Here is a 19,503-nt window from a genome sequence, read left to right as displayed (position 1 = left end):
TATGACTATGAAATTACTTCAGTTCGAGTGGCGATATCATACTCGTCAAACTTCCTTTATACTATTTCTCGCATTGTTTATGGGATACGGTGTTCTTGCTATTACACAAGCTTTTCAATATTTAGAATTCAGTAGTATGTATAACGACGCTTATAATTTAAGTTTTCTATCCGGTATTATTAGTATAGGCGTTGTATTTGCAAGTATATTTTTTTGTGTGAATGGACTACTTCGGGATACAACTTTTCATACTGAAGAAATAATTTTTAGTACCGGTATACAGAAACATAGTTTTTTAATTAACCGTTTTCTGGGCCTCTTCTTGATATCTCTTCTTATTGGGAGTACAGCTTTATTAGGAGTTTTTATTGGTACAAACATTGCCGGTATAAATCCAGAGACATTGCACCGTTTTGACATGAACCATTATCTATGGCCTTGGTTAACAATCATAGTACCCAACGTTTTTATTTGTACTGCTATTTTATTTTCGGCAACACTCCTATCCCAAAAAGCAATAGTAACGTATATTACGGGACTTTTACTTATTGCTATTCATTGGATTTTGGGGTTTTATATTAATTCTCCTCTTGTTGGCGGCTCAATACTTTCTGATCCGGAGATTTTAGAAATTGCATCTTTGGTGGACCCAATAGGGTTAAGTGCTTTTTTTGAGCAAACTCAGTTCTTAACACCGATAGAAAAAAATGATACACTTATTTCATTATCTGGACATTTTATATGGAATAGAATTATTTGGATGTCCTTTAGTATTGGGGTTATTATAGTATCATATCAATTATTCTCTTTCAGGAAAATAAACCAAAAGGCAAAAAAACAAACTACTCCTATTGATGATTCAAATAGTAATTCTATTTATATACCGGTGACTACTACTTCAGATACGTTAACAACAAGAATAGCACGTATTAAATCAATTGTCTTTTTGGATGTAAAAATGATAATTACCGGAATTCCTTTTTTGATCATTATGCTATTATGGATTGCTATGATTGTACTGGCATTTAACAATAGCACACATAGTTTCGGAATTTATGGAAATCGATACCCAACTACAGATCTGTTTATAGGACTAATTAATGAAATTTTGCCAATAATGGGATTATTACTAATTATTTTTTATACCGGTGAAATGGTATGGAAATCAAGAACTAATGAGTTTCATGAGATTATTGATGCAACACCTATAAAAAATAGTACATTTTTTATTTCAAAATATATCACAATAGCCATAATACCAATACTCCTTATTTTAATATCAATCCTGGTTGCAATGATATTTCAGATTTCAAAAGGTTATTATGATTTTGAATTAGGTCATTATTTTTCAATGTTCTATTTCGGAGGGCTTCAGATTTTACTATACACAATTTTTGCACTGTTAATTCAGAATATAGTCTCTAATAAGTATTTAGGAATGGTAATTTCTGGTGGTATCATGCTATTGTTCGGCCCTTTAAGCAATAGCATAGGATTAGAACACCCTTTATTTCTTTTTAATAACCTTCCTAGTATGGCCAGAGCGCATTCTGATTTTAATGAGTATGGGCAATATGTTTTAAGATTTAACTGGTTATCCTTGTATTGGATTGCTTTTGCAGGAATATTAGCGCTATTCGGTTTTAAATTATGGAAAAGAGGAACAACTTCTACTATTAAAGCATACGCCAAAATGATATGGAGTAAAAAAGAAAGAGTACTATTGATAAGCTTTGTTTTTCTATTCATAACTATCGGTGGGTATATCTATTATAACACTAACGTAATCAATGAATATAAGATCGCAGACGAAGCATATGATTTTAACGAGAAATATGAACGCGCCTATAAAAAATATGATCATCTCGCTGTGCCACAATTGGTTTCTGTAAAAACAGCAATGGATATTTTTCCAAATGAGCAGAAATATGAGGTAAAAGCATCCTGTTTTATAACTAATACGTCTATACAACCTATAAAAGAAATCTTTATTACTGCACCAGTACCATTAAGAACACTATCTATAGAAAATAGCACACAAGTTTTTCATGATTCAATTATAGGAACTTATCTATTTAAACTTAATACTCCCCTAAAACAAGGCGCGATAGCAAAAATGGAGTATAGCTTAACCAAAGCCTCTTCAGGATTTGATATTGACCATAGTATTACAAGTAATGGTTCTTATATTAAAAGCCATCAATTTAGTCCCCATTTAGGGTATGTAAATGAATACGAGATTAAACATGCATATGAACGAGAGAAACGAGGGTTACCTGTTAGAGAAAAACCAATAGTAAATGAAAATTATTTGCAAATTGGTGGAAAATTTAATTTTGAAAATATCGCTTTTGAAACTATAGTCTCTACTTCAAACGATCAGTCTGTACTATGCTCTGGAGATTTAATAAAACACTGGAAATCGAATAATAGAAATTATTATCATTTTAAATCCAAAGGTAAAATTAATAGTATGGTGGCATATCATTCGGCACGCTATAAAATCGAAAAAACAAATCACAAAGGCATTCTAATTGAATTATACTATCTACCTGAGCATTATCGAAATGTTACAGAAATAATTAAAGTAGCCAAAGCAACTATTGATTATGCAACCGATAATTTTGGCAAATATCCTTATGAACATCTCCGTATCGGTGAAATGTCAATATTTGGTGGTAACGGAGCCAATGGTCAAGCAATGCCAGGTGTGATTAGCATTAATGAAAAAGTGTTTAAAAGAGATATTTCAAACCAAGAGAGCTTTAATGTAGTTGCCAGAGTTATCATTCATGAAATAGCCCATCAATGGTGGGGAGGGCTACTTACACCAAAGCGAATTGATGGATTCATGATACTATCAGAATCTCTAGCTAAATATTCTGAAGCTGTGATTATGGAGAAATTATATGGTAAATCTATGGTAAGACAACTATCAGAACATACAGTAAGAAGATATTTTAGTGGTCGTTCTCATGCCACTGAAATAGAACCATCATTATACTTAAGTCAGTTACAACAATATTTGGGATATAGCAAAGGAGCTATTGTTATGTCTGCAATAAAAGATATTATAGGAGAATCTAATTTAAATACGGCGCTACAAAATATGATACATAAACACAGTGATAAACCGACTGCAACAACACTTGATTTTCTTGAAGAGCTTTATCTGGTTACTCCCATCAAATATCATAACCTAATTGATGATTGGATGAAACGTGTAATCACTTATGATTTAGGAATTAAGAGTACTTCCTATAAAAAACTTAATAATGGTAGTTATGAAATTACAGTAGGTATAAAAGCCCAACGGTTTCAGACAAATACTTCTGGAAAAGAAATCATAACAACTATTAATGAACCTATTAAAATTGGAATATTTAATAGGCATCCAGAAACTATTGATAATGATAAGAATATTCTCTACTTAAAGCCACACCAGATCAATAAAAAAGAAATGGTTTTTAAAATTATTACCAGGGAAATTCCAGCCTATATTGGTATAGATCCATATTACACCAGGTTAGATAGAAATATGGCCGATAACATAGTTTCTGTGAATCTTTAATATATTTGAATGATGACATTAAAAAAGAGATTTTATATCACAAGTATTCTTTCTGTAATCCTAGCCACATTAAGCTGGGGTTATAAAGACGCTAACAGTGAATTACCTACCTTTTTAAACATCCTTGTTGGTATAGTTATTTCTTATATGTTATTATTCTATCTATTTAAAACAGGCAAATTAAAAACAAATTGGACAAGCTCAATTATAAAAATCATTGTTTACATTTCTGGAATTAGCCTGTTGATTTTCGGAATAAATATGGCCAATAGAATTGATGACGATCAAGAGAGTTTTTGGGTAGTAAATCATAATATATGGCTTACAGATCTATTTGGGATATTATTAGCACTATTGATTTTTTATATCATTTTTTCATGGGCATTTGAGCAGTGGACAAAAATACAAACTCTTAAAAATGACAAAGCCAAAGCAGAGCTCGAACTTTTAAAAACCCAAATAAACCCTCATTTTTTCTTTAATACGCTTAATAATTTATACTCACTGATCAAAAAAGACCCCGATACAGCACAAGAATATGTGCTTAAACTATCGGATATGATGCGATTTACCATTTATGATGGAAAAGAAGAAACTGTTCCCTTAGAAGAAGAAATTAAATATTTAACCAATTTTATTGAGTTACAAACAGCGAGGTATCATAAGGTAATTGATATTGATTTTAAACACCGTATTAGTAATAAGGATTACCCTATACCTCCATTATTATTTATTATTTTATTAGAGAATTCGTTTAAGCATGGAGTAGAAAAACTTATAAATCAATCTTTTATACATATTGAATTACAGGAAAATGATACCCAGATATTATTTACAATCAAAAACAATTATGATCCCGATACACATATAAAGTCAGAAGGTATTGGATTAGAAAATTTACAAGACCGCCTTAATTTGCTTTACCCAAATGGTAGACACAAATTGACAATTAGCAACCAAAATCAAGTGTATTTTGTAACATTAGAATTATACAAATCATGATCACCTACATAATTATAGACGACGAGATTGCTTCACATGATATTATTGAAGATTACAGTAGTAACTTACCTTATTTATCACTTCAAAAACATTGTTATAATGCCTTTGAGGCTATGGAGTATCTAAATCATCATCAGGTAGATTTAGTATTTCTAGATATTAATATGCCCAAGCTCACAGGTTTTGATTTTTTAAAAACATTATCTAACCCTCCTAAGATCATCGTAACTACTGCATATAAAGAGTTTGCATTAGAAGGCTATGAACTTAATATTGATGATTATTTACTAAAACCGTTTAGTTTTCAACGTTTTGTTACAGCAATACAAAAAGTACAGGAAATATTGGCCTTACATTCGCAAACCATAAAAAACATAGATGATTCTAGTATCTTTCTGAAAGACAATAAAAAGCACTATCAGGTAAAACTAAAAGATCTATTGTTCTTAGAGGCTTACGGAAATTATGTAAAGGTGTATTTACAGAATCAAATGATTATTACTCATCAAACTTTATCTTCTTTTGAAGAAATGCTTTCTAAAAAAGATTTTATAAAGGTGCACAAGTCATTTATTATAGCAAAGACTAAAATAGAACTAATTGAAGGCAACCGAATAACAATTAAGGATCACAAAATTCCTGTGGGGAAAATGTATAGGCCAAATATTAATGACTTACTTAGTTAAATTTTAATTATTACCCGGTTACTTCATCTCTATCAAAGATCAACAATTATTATTTTTATTAATGGATTGCTTTATTCTATATCAATCCCTTTTTGATCAGGAAATTTCCCTGTTACCAACCAGCCTCCAAAATCTTCAGAAACAGCAAATAGAAGTGTGTTTTCTCCTTTTTTCAGATTTAGGTATATCGCATCAAACAACCCTATAGTACCCAAATATCGGTAATCCCTCGAGCGCCATCTATTCGTACCTTTATAAATAGGTTTACCATTTAAAATAGCGACTACTCTATCACTGTAACCGAATTCAAAAAGTTTTATTTGGTCTTTATTAGATGTAATTTTAATTTTTGCAAAAACAGTGTTTCCAGGAGTTCCATCAATCAAAACCACTTCTCTTGCAATGTTTGCCGCGGTACCTTCTTCTACTTTGATTTTTTTTCCCCATTTTCTGGATTCAATTATCTCTTTTAGTTTCATTGGGTCATGTACAGATTTTTCTTCAAATATATCAGACACTTCCCATTGAGAAATCAACCCATCGATAGGTTTCCTTTTTATAGGTTTAAAATCTACTATTTCATATTTACTTTTATCAATTTTGAAATTAGCATAATGCATTGCAGCAGCTCCCCCTCCTCCTATTGCGATCTCACCCTCTCGAGGTTCATGAACCAGATCCCATGATAGGTTTGGAGTTTTAGAATAGTCCAGATATATCTGTGCTCTACGACCATTTACTACTATTTTCACATGAGTCCAATCATCATAATTATAATCATATGCAAAAGAATATCTAGGGCCAAAATAAAGTTGCCATGGTGTTATGCCATTAATAACAGGTGCAACTTGATTTGCATCGGGTTTACCAGAAAGATGTGCTCGCAGATAAAAGGATTCCATATTATTCCTATCAGAAGCTCTAAAACGAACACCAGGAAATCCCTGTTGATTGGTTAGATATACATCAAACTCAATAGTACCATTTAGAAATTTAGTATCTTTTAAATATGCTAAGCCACGCTGAATATAAATGGCATCTTTTCCTTTATAATTTTTTAAAACATATGATTGCGCATTTATTTCCCAGTTTATGGTATCTAAAGGAATTATATTTTGAGAATTCCCTGGCTGAATAAAAAAAATACTAAATAGAATATATATTGTAACCCTCATCACGAATTTTGTTTTTTGATTTTAATCAAAGTTCTAATGTATGATAGACAATGTGAAAACAAGTTGGTGCAAGTTGATTCAATGTTGTTCAAGTCGTAATTTTTGATGACTTTTGTTTAATATTATGAACACATATCCAGAACATAAATTAGTAAAAAAGTGTTTGCTTGAAATCGAAGAGAAACTTAAGTGGGGAAACTCTGATCAATGGCATAATGATGTATTCATTGAATTGAGCGAAAGTATTCAGCAAAATACCGGTATCCTTTTAAGTCCAACAACTTTAAAACGTGTTTGGGGTAAGGTAAATTATAAAAGTGCACCAAGCATTAGTACATTAAATACACTCTCACAATTTGCCGGATATGCAAATTGGAGAGATTTTAAGAATAAAAATGATGTCAAAAAACCTTCTTGGGTAGAAAAAAAAATAACTCATAATCTTGGTGTTATTATGGTCTCTGCCTCGATTATGACTGTTGTATTTATTTCATTTTATTCTATGATTGGAGCTAAAAACGATACTATAACCGATACCGATTTTTCAAAAATTACTTTTAGTAGTAGACCAATAACAGAAGGGTTACCAAATTCTGTAGTTTTTGATTTTGATTTAAATACTATTAAATCTGATAGTATTTACATTCAACAGTTTTGGGATGTTACAAAAACTATTAAAATAAGACCAGAACAAAAGAAAGCTACTGGTATTTATTATTTTCCTGGATATTTTGGTGCTAAACTTCTGGTTGATGGGAAAATTATAAAAGAGCATGATTTGTTTATTACATCAAATAGTTGGATGAGTACCATAGATTATAAACCTATTCCAAAATACGTCGCAAATACAGATTTACTTCGAGATAGGTTATCTTTTTCAAATATTATACTCAATGAAATTAAATCTACAATAGAGCCTGTGGTTTCTACTTTTCATTTGGTAAAAGATTTTGGAGATGTATCTGGAGATAATATCAGAATCAAAACCTCTGTTCGTAACCTGTATAGAGAAAAATGGGCGGTTTGTCAAAAACTCAGAATTGTTATATTAGGTACCAACGGAGCTTTAATAGTACCCTTCTCTATTCCGGGATGTGTTTCGGATATCAATGTAATGCTTAATGATGTGTACTTAAGAGGTAAAGAGCATGATCTTTCTGCTTTTGGGGTTGATTTTTCTGATTTCAGAGCTATCGATATCAATATCAAAGAAAAAAAAGTGGCTGTTTTTATTGATGATAAGGAAATTTACTCGAGACAATACAATAAATCTATAGGAAAATTTGTGGGTATTCGCTACCGGTTTTTGGGTGCAGGAGAAGTTAGTTATCTAAATATTACTGAAGGCCCTGATGAAAAAACAATTATAAATCATGATTTCAATGTAAAAAATTAGGTATTGCATATCAATTTTAAAAAAAAAACAGGGATTTAACTGTTACCAATCAGTCTTTTAACTCTTTTATCTCAAAACCTCCCATTGTATATTTGGTCATAATAAATTTATAAAGTTATGGCACAATCATCTTTTCAAGTAAAAACATATTCATATTACAATTGGTCATCCCGAAGCTTAGGAAAAACCAATCTAATTTTAAAGGGAGCTGGTGGAGAAACCTGTTCGGTTTGGTTTAGAGAAGACCCTAATGCTGTACTCCCCGTAGCAACAGTTTCTGGATCATATTATAGCTTTTATTATCATCATGATCAATTACAACATTTAATAGACATGCTAAGAAATGAAAGCCCAATCTATGTTTATTTCAATAATGATAATGACTTCAATAATTCTAGGATTTCTACTGCTAATGAACCTGTTGGTGAAGGTGAAATGAGTTAAATATCAGATAAAATTAAATACGTTGTAGGGTCACCATAGCGTAGTAGTTTATCAATAAACTGTTGTAAGTGTAATTGATCAACTAATTTCACTTTCATAGAAATATTGTGCGCCCCTGTAACACGTTGTGCTTCAACAATTTCCGGGAACTTATCTAATTCACTACAAAACACATTCAGGTTTCCGCTAAATAATTTAAGCATAATAAGAACTTCTATACCAAAACCTAGTTTTTTATTATCCAATTCAACCCTATACCCCTTTATAATTCCAAGGTCCTCTAATTTTTGGATACGTTCTCTAACCGAGGATGGAGAAAGTCCTATTTGTCGACCTATTTCAACATAAGACGCTCTTGAATTATCATTAAGTCTATTGATAATTTTATGATCTATATTATCCAACATAAATACAATACTATAATTGAGGATGTATTAATCCTTTACCCAACCCCAAGGAGCATCAGGATTTTCTACCGGTTTTGTGATATCCATTACAACTTTAAAAACACGTGGAGTCCCTAAACGTCTTAAGTTATAGGTAAAAGTTGTATCATCAACTGTAATCCACCAAACATTAGTAGAGGCTGCGGGAATCATTTTTTTGGTTTCTTCATCTGCAGGAAATATTTGTATCCCTTTTTGCCCTAGATTTGTTGTACTACCACCATATTGAGTAATTTTATCCTCAGAGCCATCTTCATGCCTATGATCATGTTTTAACGTTATGCGATTATCTTTATACGTTAACACCCAGGTTCTGGATTTATCATCTCCAACAAAAAAAGGTATTTTTATAACGGTATCACTACAGTAACGTACATGCATGACTAATCGTTTGCCACCAAATTGCTCATCTTCTTTGGGTAACTCCAGGCTCCCTTCGAATGATTTTCCACATAAATTCTGTAATGAGCTCCAAAATTGCTGAGCCTCATTTGTGTCCTGAGAGAAGGATGCTGTAAAACAACCTAGTAAAAAAATAAGGAAGTGTATTTTATTCATAGATTCAATATAATAGAATTTTGAAAGTTATGAATTCTTTTTTACACTCCCATTATTTTTTACCATATCATAAATTAATCATTTAGATACTGGCCTCTTGGTGTTATCAACATTATTTGCATCCAAGCGAGTACCAAAAGGATCAATCGAGATATATTGTGGAATCTCATCTACGAGAAGTTTAAACTGCATTTGATTTGCATTAATCTGATGCGGTTTTAAGTATACTATCGAGTCTTGATTATCAATTGTACTCGGGTCTTTTGAAAACATCCCAAGTTGAATAGGTTCATCTATCGAAATCGCTACTGCTTCTCCATTTTCTTTTGTTTCAAAACGTTTTGCAAAAATGTCTATAGTAACTTCATATTTGCCATTAGTAAGTGCTGTAACTTCAGCATTTTCAATTTTTAAATCATATGTGATAATACGCTTAAACCAATCATCAATCAAAATATGATACTCCTCGGGTGTAACCGCATAAAACTCGTTTAATAACTCTGTTGATGTAACTTTAGATTCTTTTTCGTCTTTGTACTTGATTGCCAGTCTTCTCATTGCTTCATTCATCTTATGCTCTCCGATCAAATCTTTTAGAGCAAGTAGAGATACATAACTTTTTCCGTACAATAAATAAGATTGGCCTTCTCCCAGGTATAAAGGAGGTTCTGGATCAGTAGCATAAGAGCGACCAGAAAAGTAACGTGTATTTGCTGATTTACTTAATTGCCAAATTGCCTTTTTACCATAGTATTTTTCCATAATAACTGCTTCGGTGTATTTGGTTAATCCTTCGGTAATTAATCCTCCACCATCTACATTTTTAGGAGTAAGCATATGCCCCCACCATTGGTGTGCGACTTCATGAATAGTTCGTTTGGCTACTAGATCAAAATTGTCTGTATTGCGATTATCAGTGAGATATAATCGATCTTCTACCATTGCAATGGTACCTGGTTGCGCTTGCCCTCCAAACCGCCAATGTCCTGGTATTTCTGCAATTCGTATATGATCAAACTTATAATCTATAAAGTGTTTTTGACAATAATCTAAAGTTTGTCTGGTACTCTTAGAAATAGTATTGATGTTATACTCATGTCCCGGGTGATAATATTGTTCGATTTCTACTCCTTTATAGTTTTCTTTCTCGATCTCATAAGCTCCCGAATAGTAAGCCAAAAAAGGAATAATGTCATGAGATGATTTATAATGATAAAAGTTTCTGTCGTTTTCATGCCAGCTTTTTATCAATTCTCCAGTTGCTATAGCAGTTTGATCTTTTTGTGTAGATACCACTGTTTCGTATGGTAATTTAACATATGATGCATCAACAGCACTAAAATGGCTAGCATTGTTTTCATCCTCTATTTGTTTTGGTAACCCACGCTTTTCTCTTTCAAACGAATCTGTGATTTCAAAACTCGTAGTGTATCCCAAAATTGGTTCAAAATTACTATGCTGTATAAATGATCCGTTATTAACCAAAATAGTACTGGTTTCAAACCCCTTTTTTTGATAGGTTAGTTCATAGGTATATTTTATCTGTTCTCCCGGAGCCAAAGGTTCTTCGAATCTAAAAATTCGAATATCGTAAACACTATCATGTTTTTCTAATATTGCATTTTCTATAGACATGTTGGTAACAGGAATTCTTTCATAAATAAAGAATTCTTGTAAAGCCTTTTCTCCTCTGTTTTCGAGTATATAATCAGCCTTAATAGTATAGAAATTCTCATCTGGATATATATCCACTTTGGTTTTTATTGCTACCGGAACGAGCTGTCTGGGGACATCATATTTCTTATATTTTTTTTCATATGTTTCACGGAAATCTAAATTATCGCTTACTGTAACATATTCGTTTATAATATTTCTATTGTAATATATAGTAGCTCCCGAAGTAATAAATACTATCCCAAAGAAAACAAGTGTTGTAAGTTGCCATTTTTTCCAATGATATCGAAGTTGTTTTAATCTGAAAGCAAACTTATGGGTGGTACCTCGTTGCCATAATTTAAAAGACAATAACATTAATATCAAACCTAGTGTAGTCCAATGCATAGCATAATAATGAAAAGGTTTTGTATAATCTCCATACCCTGTCATATTGGTATACTCTATAGCTGGGAAACTTCCTATCCGAAGTAATGGATGTTCAATTCCTATTAATGAAGCAAGAGAACTTCCAAAAAAGATAATAATCAGCCCTGTAATTGCCATACCTGCATATTTATTAGGCGATAAACTTTGAATAAATAGTGCTAATAAAATATAAAAGAGAAAGGTCATTCCCGAATAATAAAACATAGAGAGATACTGCCAAATTTCAAAAATATAATAGCCTTTTGTAATTTGAATTCCAATAGCGATAAGAATACTTATTGCGATCAATATAACCGGTAGTAGAATAAGTGTAATGGCTTTTGATAAAAAGAATACCATATTAGAAGCTGGTGTAGCATCAATTATACCATTAAACTGTAAGCTACGTTCACGCCAAACTAATTCACCACTATAAAATACAATTAGTAATAATCCTAAAAATGGTAACGGATCTTTAATCAACCAAATAAGCAAGTCTGTTGTTGGGTATAAACTATCATTATATGCTCCTCCTTGATTAACTCTTGAGTAAATTTCAGTAACAACAATAACTATCCAAATCAGTATAATAGCTATAAAAGGTAGGCTCTTAAACACATTGGTAAGTTCGATTCTCAATAAAGATTTAAAACTTGCTACATGTGCCTTTATAGTCGCTGTTATAGTATAAATGGGTTTGTATGCTTTCTTTACTATTTCTTTTTCTTCAATAAGTATGGCTCTTTTACTTTTTTGCTTTAATTTCTTAAAAGAAAAATAGGTGTACGTTATTTTTAATACCACTAATGATATTGAAACCCAGAAAACTCTGTTCCAAAGAAAATTACCAGAAAAAGAAAGTAATCGTGTGTTTTTTTCGAAAGGAGTCCAGTATTGAGTTTGTTCAAAAAAAGCTGAAATCCCAAACGGATCTGCCAACGCTGCTATAATCATATTTTCTGGTGATGCGGGGGTTGCGGCAGCTAACAAAGGGGAATTAAAAAAAATAGAGCAAATCCAGTATAGTGCATATATCGTAATTGCACTAATATATGTAGCGATATTATTCTTGCTAAACGCGCTAACCGAAAAAACAAATGCAGTACAAATAAAAACATTAGGCAAAACTATGAGTAGCCATGTCCACAGATAATAATCTAAATGAAAAGAAGTTAAACGTTCTGGATCCAAACCCGGCATATATGTCCCTAATGCAAAGCCAACCAGTGTCATGGTAAAAACCAGTAAACTGAATAATAATACTCCAAGAAACCTACTAATGAAAAAGTGGTTCTTTTTTATCGATGTACTGTACATTATGGCTTCCATCCGATATTGTTTATCTCGTAACACTCCGCTAATGACAAAAAACATAATAGCAAACTCACATCCTAATGATAATAAAGCAATATTATAACTAATCTGGTATGCAGAGTTAAGATTTACTTTAGCCAAACCATTACCCTGGCTTCCTAATATGAACCCAAAAGCAAGAAAAATAATAATAAAACCAATAAAAGCCTTTTGTTTAAGTTGATAACTGGCTTCAAAACGTAATAAGGAGATTAACATAACTTAGCTTTTTATAGGTTGATTATTAAATAATGTAGAGAAATACACACTTTCAAGATCAGGTTTCATAGTTTCAAATCCTTTTTCAGGAGTTGTTTCGGCAAAAACCTGAATCTGTGTTTTTCCAGAAACTAGTCGTGTAGAGATTACATTAAACTGCTCTTTATAAAACTGGAGATCTTCTTTTGTTATGGTTTTTGTCCAGACATTTCCGACTAATGTTTTTGTAAGCTCTATGGGGTTGCCTTGTTTTATAATTTTTCCTTCACCCATGATAGCCATATTTGCACATAAATCGCGAACATCTTCTACGATATGAGTTGATAGAATAACAATAACATTCTCCCCTATCTCACTTAATAAGTTCAAAAATCGATTACGTTCCTCGGGATCTAATCCTGCAGTAGGTTCATCTACAATAATGAGTTGCGGATTACCCAATAAAGCTTGGGCTACTCCAAAACGTTGACGCATACCTCCAGAAAACGTATGTACTGCTTTTTTGCGATGTTGATATAAGTTTGTTTGTTGTAACAGTGCTTCTACCTGATCCTTACGTTCACTTTTGCTGGATATTCCTTTTAGAACAGCAATATGATGAAGTAAATTTTGGGCACTGATCTTAGGATACACCCCAAATTCCTGCGGTAAATACCCTAAATGATTTCTAATTTCCTGGGGGTTGCTAACAATATTTTTATCATTAAAAATTATAGTACCCGATGTAGGTTCCTGCAAAGCGGCAATTGTCCTCATTAAAGATGACTTTCCTGCCCCGTTAGGACCTAATAATCCAAACATTCCGTTTGTAATAGTAAAAGAAACATTATCCAGAGCTTTTACTCCATTAGGATACGTCTTAGATAAATTTTGAATATGTAATCTGTTCATAGTTTGATTAATTAATGATTTCTGATACGAACCTATTCGAAAATGAGATCACTAACCAACTTTTATGACCACTACACTAAAAAAATCAATACAAACATGTATAATAGATACAAATAAGGTTGATTCAAAAAAAGAAAGTGTTTATGCAAAAAAAAGTATCGTTCATCAAATTTATTGTCAAGACACTATAACATCAGTATTTTTGTGGATATGATTACATTTTTGAAAAAATATAAAGCTTTTCTAATTGGTTTTTTTGTGGTCTTCTTTACAATACTATATTTAGAATATATAGGGTTCATTAAAATTCCGGAAGATGAGTATATAGAGGTTATTGTCATTTTTACATTTTGGTGGTTCGTTACCTCACTTCCTATTTATAAATTCAAATATTTTAAGAAAAATAAAATTGTAGTATACAAAATACTTGGACTAATACTTTTACTCATAGTAGCCATTACAGTAGATAGTTATTGGAAAATCCCAGATAACCCTATCGTTATATTTCTAATTACATTGTTCTGGCTAGGTGTTTTTTATGTGTTATTTTCTTCATTTTTTAAGAAATATAAGCTGTTCATTCTAGTAATCTATACAATTGCAATATCCTATTTCTTTTATGTTCGCTTGTTTTCTAAAAACTTAGACACTTATTTAAATGATGAAAAAGATATTGCATTCATTATTCTTACATTACCTATACCCATTCTAATTATGCTTTGGTTATTTGAGCAATGGAAATGGCTAAAGACATTGAAAGCAGAAAAAGGGAAAGCTGAGTTGGCTTTATTAAAAAGCCAGGTAAATCCACATTTCTTTTTTAATACATTAAATAATTTATATGGCTTAACAGTAGAAAAATCTGATAGTGCTCCAGAAGTAGTTCTAAAACTATCTGATATGATGCGATATACTATTTATGAAGGTAAGCAAGATGTTGTATCATTAAAAGATGAAATCAAATATTTAGAGAATTATATAGAATTACATAAAATACGGTATCAAAAAAAAGTGGTTATAACATTTGATTATACTTATGATGAAGATGATAAGATTGCACCTTTGTTGTTTATCATTTTGCTAGAAAATGCTTTTAAACATGGCGTAGAACGATTAACAAAAGATGCTTATATTCATATTAATTTAACAGCCAAAGACGATATTATTTCATTTTGTATTGAAAATAATTATGAAGAACCAAAAGAAACTAGTCAACATGGGATTGGATTGGATAATTTAAAAGACAGGTTAAAACTTATTTATCCAAAAAAACATAAACTACTTATCGAAAAAGACAAAACCGTTTACAAGACAACCTTAGAGATAGATATACAATGATACGATACATTATTATAGACGACGAACCTATTGCACATCGTATTATCGAAGGGTATTGCAATAATTTACCACATCTGGAAAAAGCTGGTAACTGTTATGATGCTTTCGAGGCAATGCAAATGCTTAATCAAGAACAGGTAGATCTTATATTTTTAGATATTAATATGCCAAAATTGTCAGGTTTTGAGTTCTTAAAAACACTATCTAACCCTCCTAAGGTTATTGTTACAACGGCGTATAAAGAGTTTGCTATCGAAGGTTATGAGCTAGAAATCACAGATTACTTATTAAAACCTTTTCCTTTTGAGCGATTTGTAAAAGCTATCAATAAGACTATTAATACGGTTGTAAAAAATAATACAACCACACCACAACCATCTCCTACTGTAAAACAAACTCGCTTCTTTATAAAAGGAGACAAAAAATATCATCAAATAGCTACAGAAACAATTTTGTTTATTGAAGCTTATGGAAATTACACAAAACTCTATCTTAATGAAGGTATGATCGTTAGTCATGAAAAAATATCATCTCTGGAAGAGGTTTTGTCAAAAGATAACTTTATACGAGTTCATAAATCTTTTATTGTTGCTATCGATAAAATAGAAACTATTGAGGGCAATAGAATCTTGATCGATACTCACAAAATCCCTATAGGCCAGACATATAAGAGTAGTATTTATAAGCTGTATAGTTCTAATGGATAGAAGTGTATTAATTTTAAGAGGAAAGAAAGAAAATATAATTTATCTTAGAAATTAAGTTAGGTTGTAATTGATATAGATCTGTACTACACTAAAAAATAATGGTATTTAGTTTTTGCAATTATAAATAAATGCTGGTGGAATATTTTTAATACAAAGCGTTGTGCTTGTATCTGCAAAGTTGTTTTTTAAAAACTCTAAATCTTTTTTAGAATATTGATACTGAATCAGGCTTCCGTTATCTTTGAGTATAAATTTCACATCTTCGATTAGTTGTTTTTTAAAAGTATGTTCAATATTCGCTAAAGGCAAACAAGACACTACAAAATCTACTTTATTTTCAGAAAAAATAGTAGCTAAATTAGATACACATGTATTATGTATCGTTAAACGTTCATCATTTATATTCTCTAATATAGGTACAAATGAAAGGTTTATTTCAAAGGAATGTAAATAAGAATTCCCTCCTATTTTGCTTAAAATTTGTTTCGTAATTATTCCATCACCAGCACCTAACTCAATTACTACCAAATCTTTATTATTACCCAAAGGTTCAACAAGTTTATTTGCTAATGTTTTAGAACTTCGAAATAAGCTTCCTGTTTGTTTTAGGTTTTTTAAAGCAGTAATTGTGAAAAAGTTTGACATGATTTTTTGATTATGATTGTTTTCTAATTGATGATGAATGCGCTACCAAAGATATAAATTGAACATAAAACCAACTCTCCTAATAAAATGGAGGTTATAAATACAGGAATTTTGATTTTAATAGCACCGGATAGGTAACAAATTAAATCCGTAGGTACTATCGGAATAAAAGACCAGAGGATAATATATAAATAACCATTTTTACCCAATAATCTATTTTCTATAAGATTAAATTTAGTATTATCTCTTTTAAATACATTAGAAAAACCCAGTCTATTCGAAAAAAAATAGATTAGTAATGATGATGCAAGAATCCCCGTTAAAGAGATAATGAGCACCCAAACTAAATTATTGGGAAACAATAATACGCCAGCAAAAATTAAAGGTGTACTGGGTAATAAGATAAAACCTCTTATAATATGTATTAAAAAATAAGCCATCCAAGCATATTTATGAAACTGCCCTACAAAAGAAGCGATTTTTTCTTTTGTAAACAGGTCTGGGTAAATAAAATATATCAACAAACATATAGCAACAAGACCTATCCAGGTGTACTTTATTATGTATTGAAGCTTTGATGACATCTTGGTCGTTTAAAATATGACGAATATGTTCAAAAATAGTTACACATTAAACCACTTCATTATAAAAAAATCCTTGTTTCGTACCAATTTATAAATATTCCGTTTGATTCATAAAAAAAAGAAGCCACACAATGTGGCTTCTTTTTTTATTAAAATAGGTAAGTTCAGGGGTTACTGATTAATTCTTAATCACCTGCTAATAGCACATAAGAACTGGTTACAGGAGATATATTGTATTCTTTTACGTTTTTTATATTTTTTAAGTGCTTCTCTGCTTCTTCAAAAGCAGTTTGTAATGCACTTAGACGTGAGTTTTTGCTTACAACAATCGTCTTCGATATCGTATTACCATTAACATATTCAATCGTCATTTTCCATTTTTTCAGAGAGTGAACATTTTTGTTCAATGATGTTTTCTTTTCAACTTCTTTTTTACGTTCTGTTTTCTCTTTTTTATCAGTACGAGGTTCTGTTTTAGAGGGAGTTGCATTTCCTATAGACACGCAAAATAGTACTGTTGCAAATAAAAGTTTCATATTTCGATGATTTGAATTTGTATGCTACGAATATACAAACATTTTTTTAATATTCAAATATTTCTTTAATAAAAATTTATTTGATTAATCAAATGTTATATGTATATTTGTTTTTATGATTAATAAGAAATTAAAAAGGCTCCTTAGAAAAAGTAAAGGAGCTAAAACGGTATACGGCATATCAAAAGCTTTAGGAGTTAGTCCACAGGCAGGAGATTATGTGGTTAAGCGAAAAGATCTGGTAAAAGATTTTGAGCGGCTAAAGAAAATTGCCGATTATATGGGAGTAGAAATAAGAGATATTATTGACCATAAAGAGAAATAATTTTACTTCTTCTCTTCTATTTGGGCCAATCCATAGTTAGGTTTAAGTATTGGATACAAGGTTTGATATAGGTATAAAACAAAACGCCAGGTTAATTCTATAAAAATTAGAACTAACCTGACGTTTTGTTTTGTGATTTTAATAGTACACTTAATAATCACATATGTATTACTTTACATAACTATTGCGACTTAATCCTTTTTAGCATTCCTCTTGCATTTTCTCCTACTCCTCCCTTGGGATCCATTTTAATTGCTTTCTCATAATATTCAATTGCTTTTTCTTTATTTTCTAACCCCAAATGACTTTCAGCAAGACTATCCCAGGCGTTTGCAGAATCGGGAAATAACTGAGTATTAGATTCAAAAATTATTAAAGCTGTTTGTGGTTTATTATTTTGAAGATAATAATACCCCATTGCATTAATTTCACTTTCATTTATCATACCTGTTTTGGTCAATAAAATAAGTTGCTTGTGTATATCTGCTTTAGATTCTTGGTTCGTTGTTTTATTTTTTTCTATGGTTGCAAGAGTTTTTTCTAAAGGCTCAAAAAAAGAATCTTTATATGTCACAGCTTTTACTGATGCTAGTTCTTTTGCTTTTTCCAAAGCCTTATTTGCAGACATTTTTATATCTGGTTGTACTCCTACACCTTCCCAATTGGTTTTGGTAACCGGGTTTATAGTTCTTGCAAAAGGTATAGCAATCCTAAATCCATTTGGCAAAGAAAAACCTCTCGTTGGGTGTGCTCCTCCTCCTGTAATTTCCCCTATTATAGTAGCTCTACCTCTACTTTGCATAGTATATGAAAAATCTTCGGCACCAGAAAATGTATAATCGCTTGTTAGAATATAAACAGGCACTTTAGGTCTTTTAACACCTTTTACATCTGCAACCCATAATTCTTCGGTGTGATCAGTAGCACGCGAATAAATAGTGTTTAATAATAATTTCTCATTAAAGAAGTAACTCGATAAATAATTTACTGTTGTTGGACTTCCTCCTCCATTTCTTCTCATATCTATAATTATAGCATCTGCTATAAGCATATCATTCATAACCTGATCTATTTTTGCTAAATGTTCCTCAGAACCACCAAAATAAGCAAGGTCTATATAACCGATATTTGCTTTCATAAGTTTAAATCCCCTTAACATAGGAGGTCTATATCTAGATAAGTTTTGTACAAAAGAAGCTTTTGTATCTTCTTGAGATTGTTCTGGTGGTCTGGGAGATAAAAAGCGTAGATGCTTATCTTTTGTGATTTTTCGTAACTCCTTGGTGAATGCTTTAGCAAAATCTGATGGTGACTTATCATCAAAAAAACCTTTTTTCATCAATGCATCCAAATGAGCATTGGTTTCTTTTGCTTTATCTAAGAAGATATAATTATCTTCTAATAGCTTTTGCGCTTCTTTAATGATATCATTATTAGATTGAGCAAAAAGAAATGTTGTGATGAAAAGAAATGCGATTACCATTTTACTTTTCTGTAATACTGTTTGTTTCATGAAAGTTGAAATTATTAATTATCGACAAATGA

At 31.2% G+C, this 19,503-nt stretch carries 17 protein-coding genes; 8 read left to right on the top strand and 9 right to left on the bottom strand.

Annotation, left to right across the window (positions count from 1 at the left end):
- Nucleotides 1–7: 7 nt before the first annotated feature.
- Genes AAFU52_RS21655 through AAFU52_RS21645 form a run of 3 tightly spaced genes read left to right on the top strand, consistent with a single transcriptional unit; the run spans nucleotide 8 to nucleotide 5,259 of the window.
- Nucleotides 8–3,571 (top strand): ABC transporter permease/M1 family aminopeptidase, encoded by a 3,564-nt coding sequence (locus AAFU52_RS21655; RefSeq protein ID WP_438423513.1) that lies wholly within the window; start codon nucleotides 8–10, stop codon nucleotides 3,569–3,571.
- A 9-nt stretch (nucleotides 3,572–3,580) separates the two neighbouring features.
- Nucleotides 3,581–4,573 carry a sensor histidine kinase gene (locus AAFU52_RS21650; protein WP_084050262.1) on the top strand — a complete coding sequence of 331 codons (993 nt, stop codon included), beginning with the start codon at nucleotides 3,581–3,583 and terminating at the stop codon, nucleotides 4,571–4,573.
- Nucleotides 4,570–5,259, top strand: a complete 690-nt coding sequence (locus AAFU52_RS21645) for a LytR/AlgR family response regulator transcription factor (protein ID WP_438423512.1) — start codon at nucleotides 4,570–4,572, stop codon at nucleotides 5,257–5,259. Before AAFU52_RS21650 ends, AAFU52_RS21645 begins: the two co-directional genes overlap by 4 nt.
- 71 nt (nucleotides 5,260–5,330) lie before the next feature.
- Here AAFU52_RS21645 and AAFU52_RS21640 read toward each other — a convergent pair whose 3' ends face one another.
- On the bottom strand, nucleotides 5,331–6,434 hold the full coding sequence (locus tag AAFU52_RS21640) for a hypothetical protein (protein ID WP_438423511.1): 1,104 nt from the start codon (nucleotides 6,432–6,434) through the stop codon (nucleotides 5,331–5,333).
- 124 nt (nucleotides 6,435–6,558) lie between these two features.
- Here AAFU52_RS21640 and AAFU52_RS21635 point away from each other — a divergent pair, with 124 nt between their 5' ends.
- Together AAFU52_RS21635 and AAFU52_RS21630 are read left to right on the top strand one after the other, a co-directional pair.
- Nucleotides 6,559–7,830 carry a hypothetical protein gene (locus AAFU52_RS21635; RefSeq protein ID WP_438423510.1) on the top strand — a complete coding sequence of 424 codons (1,272 nt, stop codon included), beginning with the start codon at nucleotides 6,559–6,561 and terminating at the stop codon, nucleotides 7,828–7,830.
- 117 nt (nucleotides 7,831–7,947) lie between these two features.
- Nucleotides 7,948–8,274 carry a hypothetical protein gene (locus tag AAFU52_RS21630; RefSeq protein WP_035091464.1) on the top strand — a complete coding sequence of 109 codons (327 nt, stop codon included), beginning with the start codon at nucleotides 7,948–7,950 and terminating at the stop codon, nucleotides 8,272–8,274.
- Here AAFU52_RS21630 and AAFU52_RS21625 read toward each other — a convergent pair.
- The 4 genes from AAFU52_RS21625 to AAFU52_RS21610 form a co-directional block, all read right to left on the bottom strand.
- Nucleotides 8,271–8,681, bottom strand: a complete 411-nt coding sequence (locus AAFU52_RS21625; RefSeq protein ID WP_438423509.1) for an Lrp/AsnC family transcriptional regulator — start codon at nucleotides 8,679–8,681, stop codon at nucleotides 8,271–8,273. The two genes, AAFU52_RS21630 and AAFU52_RS21625, sit on opposite strands and share 4 nt — an antisense overlap.
- Before the next feature lie 27 nt (nucleotides 8,682–8,708).
- On the bottom strand, nucleotides 8,709–9,278 hold the full coding sequence (locus AAFU52_RS21620) for a hypothetical protein (protein WP_438423508.1): 570 nt from the start codon (nucleotides 9,276–9,278) through the stop codon (nucleotides 8,709–8,711).
- Between the two features lie 78 nt (nucleotides 9,279–9,356).
- On the bottom strand, nucleotides 9,357–12,932 hold the full coding sequence (locus tag AAFU52_RS21615) for a M1 family aminopeptidase (RefSeq protein ID WP_438423507.1): 3,576 nt from the start codon (nucleotides 12,930–12,932) through the stop codon (nucleotides 9,357–9,359).
- Between the two features lie 3 nt (nucleotides 12,933–12,935).
- Complete coding sequence (locus AAFU52_RS21610) at nucleotides 12,936–13,823, bottom strand: ABC transporter ATP-binding protein (RefSeq protein ID WP_024770125.1); 888 nt, start codon at nucleotides 13,821–13,823, stop codon at nucleotides 12,936–12,938.
- A 222-nt stretch (nucleotides 13,824–14,045) separates the two neighbouring features.
- On the opposite strand from AAFU52_RS21610, the gene AAFU52_RS21605 reads away from it, so the two are divergent.
- Nucleotides 14,046–15,161: a sensor histidine kinase gene (locus AAFU52_RS21605; protein ID WP_241461407.1), complete on the top strand. Its 1,116-nt coding sequence runs from the start codon at nucleotides 14,046–14,048 to the stop codon at nucleotides 15,159–15,161.
- Nucleotides 15,158–15,868, top strand: coding sequence for a LytR/AlgR family response regulator transcription factor (locus AAFU52_RS21600; RefSeq protein ID WP_024770123.1), 711 nt, complete (start codon nucleotides 15,158–15,160; stop codon nucleotides 15,866–15,868). The genes AAFU52_RS21605 and AAFU52_RS21600 overlap by 4 nt, the downstream gene beginning before the upstream one ends.
- Before the next feature lie 105 nt (nucleotides 15,869–15,973).
- On the opposite strand, the gene AAFU52_RS21595 is transcribed toward AAFU52_RS21600, so the two are convergent.
- The 3 genes from AAFU52_RS21595 to AAFU52_RS21585 all read right to left on the bottom strand — a co-directional run bounded on the left by AAFU52_RS21595 (nucleotide 15,974) and on the right by AAFU52_RS21585 (nucleotide 17,633).
- Nucleotides 15,974–16,513, bottom strand: a complete 540-nt coding sequence (locus tag AAFU52_RS21595) for a class I SAM-dependent methyltransferase (protein WP_024770122.1) — start codon at nucleotides 16,511–16,513, stop codon at nucleotides 15,974–15,976.
- A gap of 23 nt (nucleotides 16,514–16,536) precedes the next feature.
- Nucleotides 16,537–17,097 carry a TVP38/TMEM64 family protein gene (locus AAFU52_RS21590; RefSeq protein ID WP_024770121.1) on the bottom strand — a complete coding sequence of 187 codons (561 nt, stop codon included), beginning with the start codon at nucleotides 17,095–17,097 and terminating at the stop codon, nucleotides 16,537–16,539.
- Nucleotides 17,098–17,282: 185 nt separating this feature from the next.
- Nucleotides 17,283–17,633 (bottom strand): hypothetical protein, encoded by a 351-nt coding sequence (locus tag AAFU52_RS21585; RefSeq protein ID WP_024770120.1) that lies wholly within the window; start codon nucleotides 17,631–17,633, stop codon nucleotides 17,283–17,285.
- A gap of 115 nt (nucleotides 17,634–17,748) precedes the next feature.
- Between AAFU52_RS21585 and AAFU52_RS21580 the strand changes: the two genes are divergently transcribed.
- Nucleotides 17,749–17,958 carry a hypothetical protein gene (locus tag AAFU52_RS21580; protein ID WP_024770119.1) on the top strand — a complete coding sequence of 70 codons (210 nt, stop codon included), beginning with the start codon at nucleotides 17,749–17,751 and terminating at the stop codon, nucleotides 17,956–17,958.
- 181 nt (nucleotides 17,959–18,139) lie between these two features.
- Here AAFU52_RS21580 and AAFU52_RS21575 read toward each other — a convergent pair whose 3' ends face one another.
- A complete protein-coding gene (locus AAFU52_RS21575) occupies nucleotides 18,140–19,471 on the bottom strand; it encodes a S41 family peptidase (protein ID WP_024770118.1) in 1,332 nt (443 codons plus the stop codon).
- Nucleotides 19,472–19,503: the final 32 nt, after the last annotated feature.

This window comes from Aquimarina macrocephali (assembly GCF_051627225.1).
GTDB classification, from domain to species: domain Bacteria; phylum Bacteroidota; class Bacteroidia; order Flavobacteriales; family Flavobacteriaceae; genus Aquimarina; species Aquimarina macrocephali.
The sequence above is the reverse complement of the archived record's forward strand: the minus strand, read 5'-3'. Positions and strand labels throughout refer to the sequence as shown.